The organism is Pseudomonas sp. SST3 (assembly GCF_003325755.1).
In genome coordinates this window covers 18985-36679 of sequence record NZ_QORI02000014.1, presented here as the reverse complement: position 1 = coordinate 36679, position 17695 = coordinate 18985, and the positions used below count along the sequence as shown (strand labels likewise).

Sequence of the window (17695 nt, the reverse complement as noted above, 5' to 3'; positions counted from 1 at the left end):
TCAGCCCGTCTAGCATCGTACTTTGGAGCATGCTTCGCACGGCAGGAAGGCTCGACGGAAGGTGCTCCATGCAAGCCATCGTTCTGATAACGTTTTGCCTATAAGCGTCACCGCGCCTTTGACGCCCGATCTATGACGACTAATACTTGCGCTGGGCATCCGCTCGGAAAAAGGAAATTCTTTTGACCGCATTGCGCAACAGCCTGTCACGAAAGCTGCTCCGCATCGTTCTGCTGTCAGCGCTTGCCGTTGGACTGGTACTAAGCTGTGCTCAGATCGTGTTCGACGCGTACAAGACACGTCAGCTAATTAATGCCGAGGCGCAACGAATCCTGCGTATGACGCGCGATCCCTCCACCCAGGCGATCTATAGCCTGGACCGGGAGATGGGTGCTCAGGTCATGGAAGGTCTGTTTCAGCACGAGTCGATTCGCAAGGCGTCGATAGGCCATCCAGGCGACGAGCCGCTTGCTCACAAGTCCCGCCCGCTCATGTCACTACCGTCACGCTGGTTGACCGACCCTATACTCGGGCGCGATCAGGAATTTTCGATCCCGTTGATCGGTCGCCCACCGTACAACGAGTATTACGGTGACCTTCGCATCACACTCGATACCGCGCCGTACGGACAGGAATTCGTCAACGACTCCGTGGTGATCTTCATCGTTGGCATTCTCCGCGCCCTGGTGCTGGGCCTGTTGCTCTACCTGATCTACGAGTGGCTGCTGACGCGGCCGCTGACCAAGCTGATCGACCATCTTTCGCGTATTAATCCTGGCCGCCCCGGCGAGCATTCATTGCCGATGCCAAGGGGGCACGAGCGAAATGAGCTGGGGCTCTGGGTCCAAACCGCCAATCGCCTGCTCGCCTCCATCGAACACAACATGCAGTTGCGTCATGCAGCGGAAAGCAACCTGCAACGCATGACCCAGTACGATTCGCTCACCGGCTTGCCCAACCGTCTACAACTCCAACAGCAGCTGGATAACATTCTCGGCGAGGCTGCCCGCCTGCAGCGCCGAGTGGCCGTGCTCTGTCTCGGGCTGGATGATTTCAAGGGCGTGAATGAGCAGTTCAGCTACCAGAACGGCGATCGCTTGCTCGTCGCGCTGGCCGATCGCCTACGCAGCTTGAGCGGTCGTGTCGGAGCTCTTGCTCGTCTGGGTGGGGATCAGTTCGTGCTGGTGCTGTTCGGCTTCGAACAACCTTACGAGGCGGCCGAGCTGGCGCAAAAAGTACTCGACGATCTGGAGCGGCCGGTGATCCTCGATCAGCAGAACATACGTCTGCGCGCCACCATCGGTATCACATTGTATCCGGAAGATGGCGGCAACACCGAGAAGCTGCTGCAGAAAGCCGAACAGACCATGACCCTGGCGAAGAACCGCTCGCGTAACCGCTACCAGTTTTATGTGGCAAGTATCGACAGCGAGATGCGAACGCGCCGGGAATTGCAGAACGATCTGGCCGAAGCAATCAAACGAAACGAGTTCCATCTGGTTTACCAGCCGCAGATCGACTATCGATTGAAACGCATCACCGGCGTCGAGGCGCTGTTGCGCTGGTCCCACCCAAGCGGGAAGATGGTTCCGCCAGACATTTTCATCCCGTTGGCCGAGCAGAACGGCAGCATCATCGCCATCGGCAAGTGGGTTTTGGATCAGGCCTGCCGGCAGCTGCGCGAATGGCATCAGCAAGGGTTCAGTGACTTGCGCATGGCCGTCAACCTGTCCACGGTGCAACTGCATCACGCCGAACTGCCAGAGATGATCAGCACGCTGCTCAGTACTCACCACCTGCCGCCAGAAACGCTTGAGCTCGAAGTGACCGAAACAGGGTTGATGGAAGACATCGGAGCCGCCACGCATAACCTGCACAGCTTGCGCCGCTCCGGCGCGCTGATCGCGATCGACGATTTCGGCACAGGCTATTCCTCGCTCAGCTATCTGAAAAGCCTGCCGCTGGACAAGATCAAGATCGACAAGAGCTTCGTCCGCGATATGTCGTCGGATGAGGGCGATACCACCATCGTCCGCGCCATCATCCAACTGGGCAGAAGCCTCGGCATGCTGGTAATCGCCGAGGGCGTGGAAACGGCCGAACAGGAACGCTATCTCATCGAAGAAGGCTGCAATGAAGGCCAGGGCTACTACTACAGCAAGCCCTTGCCGGCCAATGAACTGGCCGTCCTGCTACAGCAATCGCTACGTTTCGAGCACAGACTCAATTCGGAAACGCTATAACGCGGCAGCCATCGCGCCGCCCTCACCTACCGCCTGCCACGAGCGATACGCATGAAGCGTTTTGAACTGATCGACACCGCCCAAATCCCAGACGACGGCGGCGCCCTCTGCTTGTTTACCTATGGTGACGACTTTGTCATCAAGATTCAGGGAGGCAGTGGCAATCAGCTCATGAACACCCGCACCCACGGTTCCGAGGATGCCCTGGGGGAGATCCCCTGCAAAAGCATCGCCCATCGTCCAAAGGCACGTGTACTGATCGGTGGATTGGGAATGGGGTTTACCCTCGCATCGGCACTCAAACAGCTAGGAGATGACGCCGAGGTTCAAGTCGCTGAGCTGGTACCCGGCGTAATCGACTGGAACCGCGGCCCACTGGGCGAGAAGGCCGGCATGCCCATTACCGACCCACGTACTCGGGTGCTTCGCAGCGATGTTGCCGACGTGCTGAAGAACGAACCGCAAGGCTTCGATGCCATCATGCTCGATGTCGACAACGGCCCTGAAGGGCTGACCCGCAAGAGCAACAGCTGGCTGTATTCGTCAACCGGACTCGACACCTGCGCCCGTGCACTGCGCCCCAACGGCCTGCTTGCAGTATGGTCGGCCAGCGCCGACCGCGCATTCTCCCAGCGACTGAACAAGTCGGGCTTCAAGGCCGAGGAAGTTCAGGTCTTCGCTCATGGTAATCGAGGGACACGCCATACCATCTGGATCGCCGAAAAGCGCTCCTGATCACGCTTCAGCTAATCGATGCCATAAAGCCACTATTCTGAGCGACGCTGGACTGCCTCCGCTACACTCGAATCAGTGTCCGCTCCGATTGTTGTCCGTGCAGCTCTCACTGGTACGCACGATGAAAACAGAGAATCGCCCTTCCTTGGCTACCGTTCTGGACCTCATGCTTGATGCGGTCTGTGTTGTCGACGCCGCTGGCCGCTTTGTCTATGTCAGCGCTGCATGCGAACGGATTTTCGGGTACACCCCGGACGAAATGATTGGCCGGGCGATGATGGACATGGTCGCGCCGGAAGATCGCGAGCGCACACTGCAGGCAGCGAAGTTGGTGATGGCGGGCCAGCTCAGCCTGCATTTCGAGAACCGCTACATCCGCAAGGATGGCCTGCCGGTCGAAATCATGTGGTCGGCCCGCTGGTCCGAAAACGACCAACTGCGCATAGGCGTCGCGCGCGACATCACCCAGCGCAAGCATGCCGAATCTCGGCAAGCGGCGGTCTATGCGATATCCGAGGCGGCCCACAGCACGGCCGACCTGGCCTCGCTGTTCGAACAGATTCATCTGATCGTCGGCAAGCTGATCCCGGCGTCCAGCTTTTTCGTGGCCTTGAATGCCCCCGACCAGGACAGGCCAAGTTTCCCCTACTACAAAACCGATGACGGTACCGGGCTGGCTCTCGAATCAGCGGCAGCGCTTTGCGCGGAGGTCACTGATACCGGGCAGGCGCTGCTGTGGATGGCCAACAGTGACGAAGGCTGCGCCGTGCCCGGAGCGATCGTTGATACCCACCGGTACTGCTGGCTGGCTGCGCCGCTATACACCCGTCAAGGCAGCCTCGGCGCGTTGCTGCTCAACGATGCCGCGCGGAAGACGACGTATCGCGAGCAGGACAGGGACCTGCTGCAGTTCGTCGCCAACCAGGTCGCCACGGCTATCGAACGCAAGCAGCTGCAGGCACGTCTCGAGCGGATGGCGCAGTATGACGAACTTACCGGTCTGCCCAATCGAGCCTTCCTCTTTGCCCGGCTGAAAACAGCATTGGCGCGTGCGCGGCGCAACGGTGAGCGCCTGTCGCTGCTCTACCTGGACCTGAACAACTTCAAACAGGTAAATGATTGTCACGGTCACAGCGTCGGCGATCTGCTGCTGCAAGCCTTCGCCGGCAGGCTCGCACATAACACCCGGGAGGCGGATACGGTTGCACGGATGGGCGGCGACGAGTTCGTCGTGCTACTGGAAAGCAGCCCGTCAGAAGCCGATACGGCGGTCGTGATCAGCAACATTCGCGCGGCAATGCAAGCTCCGGTCGAGCTGGCGGAAATGAGTCTGGTGATTCAGCCGAGTATCGGAGTCGCGCATTTTCCTGAGAACGGCACTGACGAAACGTCCTTGCTCAAGCATGCCGATGAGGCGATGTACCAAGCGAAGCCAGGTCAAGCCATGGCCGGGCGAACGCCGCGGCCAGCTACGCATGACCATGCACCGATCGACCCAGCCATTAGCGAAAAAACCGTTTGAAACGACGTTTATCGCCGAGCGCCCCATCGCACGCCGAGGGCATCATGCCTCTATCCCACCCACAGAGACGTCATCAAGGTCGCGCCGAGAAGACATAGCGCAGCGCCGCCAGCGGCGTGCCAGCGATAGCGTCGCGCGAGAACCTCCTCGCCGTGACTGGACAACACAAACGGCAAACCCTCGCCGGGGCGCATCAGTCGGTGCTGCGCAGGGAGCGTACCGGCGAGACGATGGCGCTGTTCCGCTTCAAGTCCCGCTGCAAGACGCACACGACTCCACTCCGCCTGATCGAGCTGGCCATCACCATTTTTGTCGAAACGCCGCAGCTGCCTAGCATAATCTTCCTTCCATTCCCGTACGACCTGACCCAGGGCAGCCGGCAGATCGCGGCCCTGCCGATCGCTTCCTGTCGTCCGAAAATCACCAATGGCATACAGCGGCTCGTCGGCGTGCAAACGTTCTTCTCTATAGCGATATTGGCGATGCCCCGTTAGCCATGCCATGGCGCCGCCGGATGGCATGCCTCGGGGGTGGCGCAGGTCGCCGGTCCAACAATCGCGCCGGGCCGGCAGCACTTCGGCGCCGCGAGGATCGATCAGGCAGTCGCCGGTCGCATCCGATAGCCGTAGCAGCCCCTCACTGCAGCCCTGCTCGATCACTCGCCAATTGCTGCGCTTACCGCCAGATCGATACTCCTCGATGCGGTAGCGCCACCATAGACAAGGTTTGGCCGTCAGCGGCGCCAACACTGGCGGCACGTCTGGAAGGCTGCGCAGCACACCAGCCAGTTCGACGTAACCTTGCGCCGCCGAGCGGATTCTCGAAGTAGGCGTGTCCAGCAAATGGCGCATCTTCGACCAGCGGCTGATCCACAACCAGCCGCCCACCAGGCACATAGCCACGCCCGCGGCGGTTAGAAACACCGATCGGTTCCCCGCTCAACCGAACAATGGCTTGAGGTCGATATCCGCCTTTTCCGCCTCGCTGAACTGCAGCAACGGCGCATCACGAAACCCGAACGCGCGCGCCAACAGCACATCGGGGAATTGCTCGATGCGCACGTTATTCAGATTGACCGATTCGTTGTACAACTCGCGCCGATCCGCGATACCGCTCTCCAGACCGCTGATGCGCTGCTGCAGGTGGCGGAAGCTCTCGTTCGCGCGCAGCTGCGGATAGTTTTCCGCCAGCGCGAACAATTGGCCCAGACCGGCACGAAGGCCGGTTTCGGCTTTCCCCAGCGCACCGACATCGCCCTTGTCACGTGCTGCAGCTACCGCATTACGCGCCAGGACGACCTGTTCCAACGTACTGCGCTCATGCTGCATGTACTGCTTGCAGGTCTCCACCAGCTTGGGCAATTCCTCGTGGCGCTGACGCAGCAGCACGTCGATATTCGACCAGGCCTTGCTCACGCCGTGCTTGAGGCGTACCAGCCCGTTATAGAGGATCACGGCATAAGCCGCGGCAAGAAACAGCAGTACACACGCAAAAACCGCGCTCAGGCTCATCAAGGCATCCTCGTAAGATGTCCGGGCTTCAAAGACGGCATTCTAGCGGCTGCTGCCAACGGGATACGCGACCTGTTCCACGCAATTTCTTTGCACAAAATGCAAATCTTTCGCATTATGGTCTGCATCAGTTTGTCGCAGCTTCGCTGCTGAACAGCTCATACCACCCTGCAAGCAAAGGAACCCGCCATGCTACGCACTCCCGTCTGGGCCACCGCCAGCCTCTTGGCTGTTGCCATTTCACTCGCTGGTTGCGGCGAAGACAAAGAGCCAGCCAGCCAGGCTGCCGCGCCTCAAACCACCACCCAAAGCGAGCCGGCAGCGAGCGCGCCAGCGACAGAAACCGCGGCCGATGCCGTTAACAATGAAGCCGCGCAGGCTGTGGTCAAGCATTACGCGGACATGGCTCACGCCATCTTCAGCGATGCGCACAGCACCGCACTGGAACTTCAGAAAGCAGTCGATGCCCTGCTCGCCAATCCGACCGAGGAAACCCTGCAGGCGGCCAAGGACGCCTGGCTGGCCGCGCGTGTTCCCTACATGCAGAGCGAAGTGTTCCGCTTCGGCAACCCGGTGGTCGACGACTGGGAAGGTCAGCTCAACGCCTGGCCACTGGACGAAGGCATGATCGACTACGTCAAGGGTGATTATCAGCATGCACTCGGCAACCCTGGCGCTACCGCTAATATCATCGCCAACAAGGAACTGCAGATTGGTGAGGACAAGGTCGACGTCAGCGAAATCACCGGCGAGAAGCTGGCCAGCCTGAACGAGTTGGCCGGTTCGGAGGCGAACGTCGCCACCGGCTACCACGCCATCGAGTTCCTGCTCTGGGGTCAGGACCTCAACGGTACCAACGCCGGCGCCGGCGAGCGCCCCGTCAGTGACTTCATCGAAGGCGAAGGCTGCACCGGCGATAATTGCGACCGTCGCCGTACCTATCTGAAAGCCGCCACCGAACTGCTGGTCAGTGACCTGGAAGAGATGGTCGGCGAGTGGAAAGCCGGCGTCGCTGACAACTACCGCGCCAGCCTCGAAAGCGAGTCCGCCGAGAACGGCCTGCGCAAGATGTTCTTCGGCATGGGCAGCCTGTCGCTCGGCGAGCTAGCCGGCGAACGCATGAAGGTCGCTCTGGAAGCCAACTCTCCAGAAGACGAGCACGATTGCTTCAGCGACAACACGCATAACTCGCACTTCTATAACGCCAAAGGCATCCGTAACGTCTACCTCGGCGAGTATCAGCGCGTGGACGGCAGCACGCTCAGCGGCCCGAGCCTGGCATCGCTGGTCGAAGGCACCGACCCGCAACTCAACAGCACGCTGAAAACCGACCTGGAAACCACCGAAGCCAAGCTACAAGTGCTGGTCACTAGCGCAGAAGACGGCGAAGCCTTCGATCAGTTGATCGGTCCCGATAATAGCGAGGGCCAGGAAAAGGTCCGTGCTGCGATCGCCGCGCTGGTACAACAGACCGCAGCCATCGAGAAAGCCGCTGCCGCGTTGGGCATCAGCGATCTGAACCCGGACACGGCCGATCATCAGTTCTGAGCCGCGTTCGCGACGACGAGAGAGGGCGGCGCAATGCCGCCCTCTCTATTTACGGCTCAACGACTGCGTTTGGCGCTCGTTCGACCAGCAAGCATACTGTTAAATGCAAATCCCTCTTATTCAGGCTCCATTAGCCTGCTAAGATTGCCGCCCTGTTACGGCACTGGTATTACTCGATGCACCCGCTTTTTCGCTCCGCTACTGTCTTGCTCCTGGCCTTTGGCCTGGCCGGCTGCGGAGAGCAGACGCCGCTCTTCACACAGGCCGAGCCAGGAGAGGCATTGTCCGCGGGCGACGCCACGGTGATGAAATTCGATCAGAACGCCTTTTCGATGCCATCAGCCAATCTGTCGCCGGTGCGCCGACTGGACTTCAGTGTCGGCAACAGCTTTTTTCGTAATCCCTGGGTCATCGCCCCCGCCTCTACCACCGCTCGCGATGGGCTCGGGCCGCTGCTCAACACCAACGCCTGCCAGAGCTGTCACATCAAGGATGGGCGTGGTCGTCCGGCACAAGACGAGCGCGGCAATGCCGTGTCGATGCTGGTGCGGCTATCGATTCCTGCTGGCGCCGAGCACGCTGAAGTCGTCAGGCAGCGAGGCATCGCGCCGGAGCCCACATACGGTGGCCAGTTGCAGGATATGGCGATTCCCGGCGTGGCACCCGAAGGTAAGGTCCGGCTCAGCTATGGTACGCGGACCGAGCGCTTCGCCGACGGTTTTGAAGTCGAGCTGCGAGTCCCGCAGCTGGACATAACCGAGTTGGGCTACGGCCCGATGCATCCGGATACTCAGTTCTCCGTCAGGGTGGCGCCGGCCATGATTGGCCTCGGGTTGCTGGAGGCGATTCCAGAATCCGCGCTGCTGGCCAACGCCGATCCGGACGACCGCGATGGCAATGGGATTTCCGGGCGCCCCAACAGAGTTTTCGACCAAAGCACACGTGAAAAAGCGATCGGCCGCTTTGGCTGGAAGGCCGGACAACCGAATCTGAACCAGCAGAACGCCGACGCTTTCTTTAACGACATGGGACTTACCACCAGCATTTTCACAGGCAGCAGCTGCACCGAAAGACAGCAGGACTGTCGTGCCATGCCTCACGGCGGCGACCCTGAAGTCAGCGACAACATTCTAGGATTGGTACTGTTCTATACCCGCAACCTTGGCGTACCGGCGCGGCGCAACGTCGACGATCCGCAAGTACTTGCAGGCAAGACCCTATTCCACCAAGCCGGATGCCAGAGCTGCCATGTGCCGGCATTCACCACGGGCGAGGCCGCAGAACCGGAACAGGCCAATCAGATCATTCGCCCCTACTCCGATCTGCTGCTGCATGACATGGGAGAAGGGCTTGCCGACCATCGCCCCGAATTCGAGGCCAGCGGCAGTGAGTGGCGCACGCCACCACTGTGGGGCATCGGCATGACCGAAACGGTGAGCGGCCATACCCAATTCCTGCATGACGGACGTGCCCGCAATCTGCTCGAAGCCATACTTTGGCACGGCGGCGAAGCGGAACAGGCCAAGCAGTCAGTGCTCGGCTTCGACAGCAACGAGCGCAGCGCCCTGCTGGCCTTTCTCGAATCACTCTAGCATCGGACCAGCCAGCGCGGTCCGGCCTTGCCGAGGAACAATATGTACACCGATCGTTATCTTTCAGCCGTCACCGCCACCGCACTGGGCCTGCTGCTCGGTGCCTGCGCGCCATCCGATCCACTCGCGGAAACCAGCAAGACGCTGGCCGATGAAGTCCTGCTTCCGACCTATACCCAATGGGCCGAAACCAACCGACGCATGGCCGCCAGCAGCATCGCTTTCTGCGCCGGAAACGAAGAGCTCGATGTTGCGCGTGAAGCCTTCCTGCAGGCGCAGTTTGCCTGGGCGGGCTTGCAGCCATTGCTGATCGGCCCGATGGGCGAAGGCAACCGGGCCTGGCAGGTGCAGTTCTGGCCGGACAAGAAAAACCTGGTGGGGCGTCAGGTCACTGCCCTGCTGAAGAACAAGCCCGAGCTGACCCAGGCCGACCTGGAGGACGGTAGTGTCGTTCTGCAGGGCCTTTCGGCATATGAGTATGTGCTCTACGACAAAGCAGTCGACCTCGGCGACAGCCAGGTCAAGGCGCGTTACTGCCAGCTGCTGGAAGCAATCGGAGAGCACCAGCAGAAGCTCGCCGCGAACATCCTGCAGGAGTGGGAAGGCGAAGACGGCATGGCCGCGCAACTGAGCGAGTTTCCCAATGAGCGCTACGCCGATTCGCAGGAAGCGATCGCCGATCTGCTGCGCGTGCAGGTCACCGCGCTGGATGGCTTGAAGAAAAAGCTCGGCGCCCCGCTGGGCCGCCAGAGCAAGGGCTTCCCGCAGCCCTTCCAGGCCGAGGCCTGGCGCAGCGATGCCACGCTTGGCAGCATCGATGCAGCCCTCGCTGGTGCTCAGAAGCTCTGGCAAGGCAGCGATGATAATGGCCTCAAGCAGCTCATCCCCGGTGAGCAAACCGAGCTGATCAAGCGCATCGATGTCGCCTACGCCACATCTCGCCAACACCTGGCCGACATCATGCTGCCGTTCAGCGAGCTGATCGCAGATGAAGCCGGACGCGCACGGCTGGATGAGCTGTACCAGGAGATCGACGTCTTGCACCGCCTGCACCAGAACGAACTGGCGCGGGCGCTGGGGGTACAGATCGGCTTCAACGCCCACGACGGAGATTGATCATGAAGCGCCGTGCCTTTCTCGGCCTAGGTAGTGCCGTGGTCGCAGCGACCGCCGTCGGCGGCTGGACGCTTACCCGAAACACCGAGCACCCTTTGCTGCTTTCCGCGCGCGATGATGCTGATGGTCGTCACTACGCGGTGGGCTACCGGCTCGATGGAACGCGTGTATTCGCCACCCCTGTCAGCGAGCGCTGCCATGATGTCTATGCCCACCCACACCTGCCGATAGCCGTGTTCGTCGGACGCCGGCCGAGCCGTGAGAGCTATCTGATCGACAGCCGTGACGGCACGTTGCTACAAGTGCTGGCCTCGCCCCTCAATCGACATTTCTATGGCCACGGCGTATTTCACGCCAGCGGCGAATGGTTCTATACCACCGAGAACGATACCGCCGATGCCGGCCGCGGCGTGCTTGGCGTCTATCGCGTCGAAGCGCGCCGGATGGTCCGCGCCAAAGAACATTCGACCCATGGCGTAGGCCCGCATCAGCTGCTCTGGATGCCGGATGGCGAGACGCTGGTAGTCGCCAACGGTGGCATCCGCACCGAAGCCGACAGTCGCGAAATGATGAACCTTGACGCCATGGAGCCAAGCCTGGTGTTACTGCATCGTGACGGCACGCTGATCAGCAAGGAGCAGCTGCCCGAGCAGATGAACAGCGTGCGCCATCTCGCCGTAGCAGCCGACGGTACGGTAGTGTCCGGCCAGCAATACGAAGGCGACCCCATGGACCGCGTACCGCTGCTGGCAATCAAACGTCCCGGCCAACCGTTCCAGGCATTCCCCTTGGGCGAGGCGCAACGCCAGACCATGAATCAATACACCGCGAGCCTGGCCATACACGACAGCCTGCGTCTGCTGGCCGTAACCGCGCCGCGCGGCAACAAGGTTTTCGTCTGGGACCTGGACAGCGCCGAGCTGCGCGATGAGATCCACTTGGCAGACTGCGCCGGTGTCGCTGCGGTCGAGCAGGGCTTCGTAGTGAGTTCCGGTCAGGGGCGCTGCAGACTCGTCGATTGCATGGGCAAGCGCTTTGTCAGTACCCCGCTGCAGTTGCCGGCAGGGCTCTGGGACAACCATTTGCGACTGGTCTGAAAATCTCTCAAGTATCGAATCGGTTCGTCGATAACAGCTGACCGATCGGTCAATTGTCTGAGCGTTCGGTTCATACTTGCGACCGAACGCAAGCGCTCCCATTCGATGCGAGAACGCTCTGATGTTTCTGAAAAAATCCCTGCGCGCTCAGCTGTTGGCGTTGATCGGCGGCAGCCTGCTACTGATGCTGGCAATTGCGCTCGCCAGCTTTTCCTTTTTGTCCGATGACATATCCGCTTACCAGAAATTGCTGAAAGGTCCGATCGAGGCGTCGCGCCTGATTGATGAAACCAACCTTGAATTCAAGGTGCAGGTGCAGGAATGGAAGAACGTCCTGTTGCGTGGCAAGAATCCCGACAGCCTTGCAAAATACTGGGGAAGCTTCGAAGCCCAGGAAAACAAGGTGCAGGACCTGCTCGGCACGCTGGTGCAGCAGTTGAGCAAGCGGGACGCCGCCGTAGCCAATCAGGTCCAGGAGTTGCGCAAAGAGCACCGCAGTCTCGGCATCGCCTATCGCGCCGGTCGCGATGCATATATTGCCGCTGGCTATGACCCGTTCGCGGGAGACGCTGCGGTCAAGGGCATCGATCGCGCCACCAGCGAACAGCTCAGCGCGCTGGTCGCCGAGTTGCGAGAGTCAGCGCTGCGTAGCTCCGATGAGATCAGCTCCGCCGCCGACAGGGCCATCACCACTGGCGCGCTGATCATGCTTGCTGCCGGGGCGCTGATTGGGCTGATCAGTCTGTGGCTGGTGAACCGCAACCTGATCGACCCGATCCGCCAATTGATCAATCACATCGCCAAGCTCAGTCAGGGAAATTTCAGCGAGCGCGTCGATACATCCCGTGCCGACGAGCTAGGGCACCTCGCCGTGGCCGCGAACATCTTGCGCGACTTCCTTGCGGATACCTTTACCCGCTTGCAACGCAGCACTTCGGACCTGGACAGCGCCAGCGGCGAGCTGAACGACATTGCCATGCTGATGGGTCAGGGAGCCCGCGAACAGTTCTCGCGCACCGACCAAGTTGCCACCGCCATGCACGAGATGTCCGCCACATCGCAGGACGTGGCCCGCCATGCCGCCGACGCCGCGCGCGCCGCCGATGCGGCCGATCATTCGGCGCAGCAAGGCGAGAGCATGATGCGCTCAACGATTCACACGATCACTGAGATGCGCAGCGAGATCAGCAACACGGCTGAAGTCATTCGCCGCCTGGAGGCAGACAGCGGGCGCATCGGCAAGGTGCTGGAAGTCATTCGCGGCATTGCCGACCAGACCAACCTGCTAGCGCTCAACGCTGCCATCGAAGCCGCCCGTGCCGGTGACGCTGGCCGTGGCTTTGCGGTCGTAGCCGATGAGGTGCGCACACTGGCCAGGCGCACGGCGGATTCGACTGCCGAGATTCATCAGATCATCGATACCGTGCAGACCGGGGCGGTGGATGCCGTGCGCGCCATCGAGGGCGGCCAGTCTCGCAGCGACGAGGGCGTGGAGCAGGTGACGGAAGCGGGCAGCATGCTGCAGCGCATCACCCAGGAGGTTGAAGCGATCCGCGACATGAACAGGCAGATCGCCACCGCAGCCGAAGAACAGACTTCCGTCGCCGAAGATATCTCGCGCAACCTGACCGAAATTACCGCCATCGCCACGACCAATCAGGAAAACGTCGAGCGCACCGAGAAAGCCAGCCAGAACCTGCATGGGTTGTCGACCCAGCTCAGCGAAGTGACGCACCGCCTCGCGGGCTGATACGGATATGCCGACGCAACGGCTCCTCCGACGGTGGGGCCGTTGAAAGGTAAGTACTGCCGGACACAGCCATTCCGGCTCTACCCCGCCGCTATGCACCCTGCCAAGCTCGTCGCAGACACCTCTACCTATCCCTTTACATACGCCAGGTTCGGAGCTACTTTCGCTGCTTCCCGACCGTTCTGGTCGGAACAACCATAGGCCGGGGCCGCATCAGGTCGGTACTCGGTCGCTTGTGCACCTGAACGGCTGCCTCATTTCATGGCAGTAGCCAGCCGGCTCATCCCTATCCAAGGAATACGGAAGATGTTGCGCCGCATGCTGCTCATGCTGGGCGCGGTGATCGTCGTGGTATTGATCCTCGCCGCCCTTAAGTTCAACTCGATTTACTCACAGATCCAGCAATTCAACGCACCGAAGCCGCCGATCAGTGTCGAGGTGACCGAGTCCAGTCGTCAGCCTTGGCAAAGTCGGCTCCCGGCTATCGGCACGCTCACTGCATCCCAGGGCATCGACCTGTCCGTGGAGATCGCTGGCACCATCAGCGATGTGCAGTTCCGCTCGGGCGAGAAGATCCTCAAGGGCCAACCGGTCGTTCTGCTCGACAGCGAGATCGAACAGGCGAGCCTGGCAGCGGCCCAGGCCGACTTGCATCTCGCCAAGGTCGAGTTCGAGCGGGCACGTAGTCTGGTCGATCGCCAAGCGATCTCACGCAGCGAGTTCGATCGGCTCAATGCCGAATCGCAGAAAGCCGCTGCCACTGTCGCGCAGCTGAAGGCCAGCCTGGCAAAGAAGCGCATCCTCGCGCCCTTCTCCGGAACCATCGGGATCAACCAGGTGGACGTCGGCGATTTCGTTGCCGCCGGCACGCCTATTGCGACGCTGCAGGACCTGTCGACCCTGTTCGTTGACTTCTATCTGGCCGAACAGCAGGTGCCCTTGCTCGCCATCGGGCAACCCGTGCGGATCCAGGTAGCTGCGTTTCCCGATGAGTACTTCGAAGGCCGAATCGTCGCGCTGAACCCTAAGGTGGAAACCACCACCCGTAACGTGCAGGTCCGTGCAGAACTGGCCAACCCCGGCGAGCGCCTGCTGCCGGGCATGTTCGCCGACCTGCAGGTACTGTTGCCCAGTGAGGAGCCACGAGTCGTGGTACCGGAAACTGCGATCACCTACACGCTTTATGGCAATTCGGTGCTCGTCGTGAAGGAAGGACAAGCACCCGAACCCGCAGAAGGCACCGAGCAAGCCCCCGAAGCCTCTGGGCAAAATGAACCCTATCTGGTCGTTGAGCGGCGCTTCGTCGAGACCGGCGAGCGTCGCGACGGTCAGGTGGTGATCCTCGAAGGACTCGAAGCTGGTGAGCAGGTCGTGATCGCCGGCCAGCTAAAGCTGGACGCTGGCGCCCACGTCGCCATCGCCGAGAAGCGCACGCTCAAGCTCGAGACAGACAACGGATCCGGCGCCCGCTGAGGCGCCGACCACAGGGACATCAATCGCTATGGCATTTACCGACCCATTCATTCGCCGTCCGGTACTGGCCAGCGTGATCAGCCTGTTGATCGTGCTGCTCGGCTTCCAAGCATTCAACAGCTTGGTCATTCGTCAGTATCCGCAGATGGAAAGCGCGCTGATTACCGTGACCACCGCTTATCCCGGCGCCAACGCGGAGACCATCCAGGGCTATATCACCCAGCCTCTTCAACAGAGCCTGGCTAGCGCCGAGGGGGTCGACTACATGACATCGGTGAGCCAGCAAAACGTGTCCACCATCTCGGTTTACGCACGTATCGGGGCTGACACCGACCGGCTCTACACGGAGCTGTTGAGCCAGGCCAACTCGGTAAAGAACCAGCTGCCGCAAAACGCCGAGGACCCGGTGCTGAACAAGCAGGCCGCCGACTCCACCGCGCTCATGTACATCAGCTTCTATAGCGAACAGCTGACCAACCCCCAGATCACCGATTATCTGTCGCGTGTCATCCAGCCGAAACTGGCCACCCTGCCCGGCATGGCCGAGGCGGAAATTCTCGGCAACCAGGTGTTTGCCATGCGCCTCTGGCTGGACCCGGTGAAGCTTGCGGCCTACGGGCTGTCTGCGGGGGACGTGAACGAGGCCGTGCGCAAGTACAACTTCCTCGCCGCGGCTGGCGAGGTGAAGGGGGAATATGTCGTCACCAGCATCAACGCCGACACCGAGCTGAATACGCCCGAAGCATTCGCCGCCATACCGCTGAAGACCGAAGGCGGCAGCCGCGTACTGCTCGGCGATGTGGCGCGGGTCGAGATGGGTGCCGAAAGCTACAACGCCATCAGCTCATTCGATGGCATTCCCTCGGTCTATATCGGCATCAAAGGCACCCCGAGCGCCAACCCGCTGGACGTGATCAGCGAGGTACGTGCGATCTTGCCGGAGATCGAATCGCAGCTGCCGCCGAGCCTGAAAGTCACCATCGCCTACGATGCCACCCGCTTCATCCAGGCCTCGATCGACGAAGTGGTGAAGACCCTTGCCGAAGCGGTGGTGATTGTCATCGTGGTGGTGTTCCTATTCCTCGGATCACTGCGCTCGGTGCTGATTCCGGTGGTGACCATTCCGCTGTCAATGATCGGCGTGATGTTCTTCATGCAGGCCATGGGCTACTCGATCAATTTGCTGACGTTGCTGGCCATGGTGCTGGCGATCGGCCTGGTGGTGGACGATGCCATCGTGGTGGTGGAAAACATCCATCGGCATATCGAGGACGGCAAGTCGCCCTTCCAGGCAGCGATCGACGGCGCTCGAGAGATCGCCATGCCAGTCGTCACCATGACCATTACCCTCGCGGCGGTCTATGCACCCATCGGCTTTCTGCAGGGCCTGACCGGTGCGCTGTTTCAGGAGTTCGCACTGACACTGGCCGGAGCGGTGCTGATCTCAGGCGTGGTGGCGCTGACGCTGTCGCCGATGATGTGCTCGCGCCTGTTGCGCCATGAAGAAAACCCGACGGGGCTGGCACATCGGCTGGATTTGTTGTTCGATCGACTGAAACTGCGTTACCAGCGCGCCCTGCACGGCACGCTGAATACCCGCCCGGTGGTGCTGGTATTCGCCGTGATCGTGCTCGGGTTGATTCCGGTCCTGCTCAAGTTCGCCGAAAGCGAGCTGGCGCCGGAGGAAGACCAGGGCATCATTTTCATGATGGCCAGCGCACCACAGACGGCCAACCTCGACTACCTCAACGCCTATACCGATCAGTTTCTGGAGATCTTCCAATCGTTCCCCGAGTATTACTCCTGGTTCCAGATCAACGGCTTCAACGGTGTGCAGAGCGGCATCGGTGGGTTCTTGATGACACCTTGGGACGAGCGTGAGCGCACCCAGATGGAGGTACTTCCCGAGGTGCAAGCGAAGATCGATCAGATCCCTGGCTTGCAAGTCTTCGGCTTCAATTTGCCCTCCTTACCGGGCACTGGCGAAGGGCTGCCATTCCAGTTCGTGATCAATACCGCTAACGACTACGAGTCGCTGCTGCAGGTGACTGAGCGAATCAAGGAAAAAGCCCAGGCGTCCGGCAAGTTTGCTTTTCTCGATGTGGATCTGGCATTCGACAAACCGGAAATCGTCGTCGACATCGACCGCGAAAAGGCGGCGCAAATGGGCGTGACGATGGAAGACCTCGGCGTGACGCTGGCAACCCTGCTCGGCGAAAGCGAGATCAATCGCTTCACCATCGAGGGCCGCAGCTACAAGGTAATTGCCCAAGTGGAGCAAGCCTACCGGGACAATCCAGGCTGGCTGAGCAATTACTATGTGAAGAATGATCGCGGCGAGATGCTGCCCTTATCCACTTTAATCAAGGTGCATGACCGCGCCCGGCCAACCCAGTTGAGTCAGTTCCAGCAGCTCAACGCCGCGACGATCCAGGGCTTCCCGATCGTCAGCATGGGCGAGGCCATCGACACCCTGCGCAGCATCGCACGCGAGGAAGCGCCGCAGGGATACACCTTCGACTACGCCGGCGCGTCGCGTCAGTACATTCAGGAAGGCAATGCGCTGTACACCACGTTCGCGCTCGCACTGGCCGTCATCTTCCTCGTACTGGCGGCGCAGTTCGAGAGCTTCCGCGATCCGCTGGTGATACTGGTCACCGTGCCATTGTCGATCTGCGGCGCACTGGTGCCCCTATTCCTCGGCCTGTCGAGCATGAATATCTACACACAGGTTGGACTGGTGACGCTGATCGGTCTGATCAGCAAGCACGGCATCATGATCGTCGAGTTCGCTAATCAACTGCGTAGAGAGCGACGCTTGAGCCGTCGTGAAGCGGTGGAGGAAGCGGCAGCGATCCGATTGAGGCCGGTGCTGATGACGACCGCAGCAACTGTATTCGGCATGGTTCCGCTGATCCTGGCCAGCGGCGCCGGAGCCGTGAGTCGATTCGATATCGGAATGGTGATCGCCACGGGCATGACGGTCGGCACGCTGTTTACGCTGTTCGTACTACCGGCGGTCTATACGCTGTTGGCGAGCCCGGAGCGCACGGTAGCACCGATGGCGCAGACAACAGGCTAACGACAGGGTTCGAGGGTGCCCATCCG

General features: G+C 60.8%; 12 protein-coding genes. 10 read left to right on the top strand and 2 right to left on the bottom strand.

Features of this window, described 5'->3' with window-relative positions:
* Positions 1 to 182: 182 nt before the first annotated feature.
* The 3 genes from DQ405_RS15360 to DQ405_RS15350 all read left to right on the top strand — a co-directional run bounded on the left by DQ405_RS15360 (position 183) and on the right by DQ405_RS15350 (position 4500).
* Positions 183 to 2243, top strand: a complete 2061-nt coding sequence (locus tag DQ405_RS15360; protein WP_178114126.1) for a putative bifunctional diguanylate cyclase/phosphodiesterase — start codon at positions 183 to 185, stop codon at positions 2241 to 2243.
* A 51-nt stretch (positions 2244 to 2294) separates the two neighbouring features.
* Positions 2295 to 2978 carry a spermidine synthase gene (locus tag DQ405_RS15355; RefSeq protein WP_168425018.1) on the top strand — a complete coding sequence of 228 codons (684 nt, stop codon included), beginning with the start codon at positions 2295 to 2297 and terminating at the stop codon, positions 2976 to 2978.
* 121 nt (positions 2979 to 3099) lie between these two features.
* Positions 3100 to 4500, top strand: coding sequence for a sensor domain-containing protein (locus DQ405_RS15350; protein WP_168425017.1), 1401 nt, complete (start codon positions 3100 to 3102; stop codon positions 4498 to 4500).
* A 50-nt stretch (positions 4501 to 4550) separates the two neighbouring features.
* Here the strand turns inward: DQ405_RS15350 and DQ405_RS15345 are convergent, their stop codons facing one another.
* Both DQ405_RS15345 and DQ405_RS15340 read right to left on the bottom strand, forming a co-directional pair.
* Positions 4551 to 5396, bottom strand: a complete 846-nt coding sequence (locus DQ405_RS15345; RefSeq protein ID WP_168425090.1) for a hypothetical protein — start codon at positions 5394 to 5396, stop codon at positions 4551 to 4553.
* Positions 5397 to 5438: 42 nt separating this feature from the next.
* Positions 5439 to 6011 carry a LemA family protein gene (locus tag DQ405_RS15340; protein WP_168425016.1) on the bottom strand — a complete coding sequence of 191 codons (573 nt, stop codon included), beginning with the start codon at positions 6009 to 6011 and terminating at the stop codon, positions 5439 to 5441.
* A gap of 189 nt (positions 6012 to 6200) precedes the next feature.
* Here DQ405_RS15340 and DQ405_RS15335 point away from each other — a divergent pair, with 189 nt between their 5' ends.
* The 7 genes from DQ405_RS15335 to DQ405_RS15305 all read left to right on the top strand — a co-directional run bounded on the left by DQ405_RS15335 (position 6201) and on the right by DQ405_RS15305 (position 17669).
* Positions 6201 to 7559, top strand: a complete 1359-nt coding sequence (locus DQ405_RS15335) for an imelysin family protein (protein ID WP_168425015.1) — start codon at positions 6201 to 6203, stop codon at positions 7557 to 7559.
* Positions 7560 to 7735: 176 nt separating this feature from the next.
* Positions 7736 to 9151 (top strand): di-heme oxidoreductase family protein, encoded by a 1416-nt coding sequence (locus DQ405_RS15330; RefSeq protein ID WP_168425014.1) that lies wholly within the window; start codon positions 7736 to 7738, stop codon positions 9149 to 9151.
* Between the two features lie 42 nt (positions 9152 to 9193).
* Positions 9194 to 10267 (top strand): imelysin family protein, encoded by a 1074-nt coding sequence (locus tag DQ405_RS15325; protein WP_168425013.1) that lies wholly within the window; start codon positions 9194 to 9196, stop codon positions 10265 to 10267.
* Positions 10268 to 10269: 2 nt separating this feature from the next.
* Entirely contained in the window at positions 10270 to 11364 is a 1095-nt protein-coding gene (locus tag DQ405_RS15320) for a DUF1513 domain-containing protein (protein WP_168425012.1), read from the top strand.
* A gap of 643 nt (positions 11365 to 12007) precedes the next feature.
* Complete coding sequence (locus tag DQ405_RS15315; RefSeq protein WP_446730884.1) at positions 12008 to 13114, top strand: methyl-accepting chemotaxis protein; 1107 nt, start codon at positions 12008 to 12010, stop codon at positions 13112 to 13114.
* Positions 13115 to 13420: 306 nt separating this feature from the next.
* A complete protein-coding gene (locus DQ405_RS15310) occupies positions 13421 to 14587 on the top strand; it encodes an efflux RND transporter periplasmic adaptor subunit (RefSeq protein WP_168425010.1) in 1167 nt (388 codons plus the stop codon).
* Positions 14588 to 14615: 28 nt separating this feature from the next.
* Complete coding sequence (locus DQ405_RS15305; protein WP_168425009.1) at positions 14616 to 17669, top strand: multidrug efflux RND transporter permease subunit; 3054 nt, start codon at positions 14616 to 14618, stop codon at positions 17667 to 17669.
* The last annotated feature ends 26 nt before the right edge of the window (positions 17670 to 17695 follow it).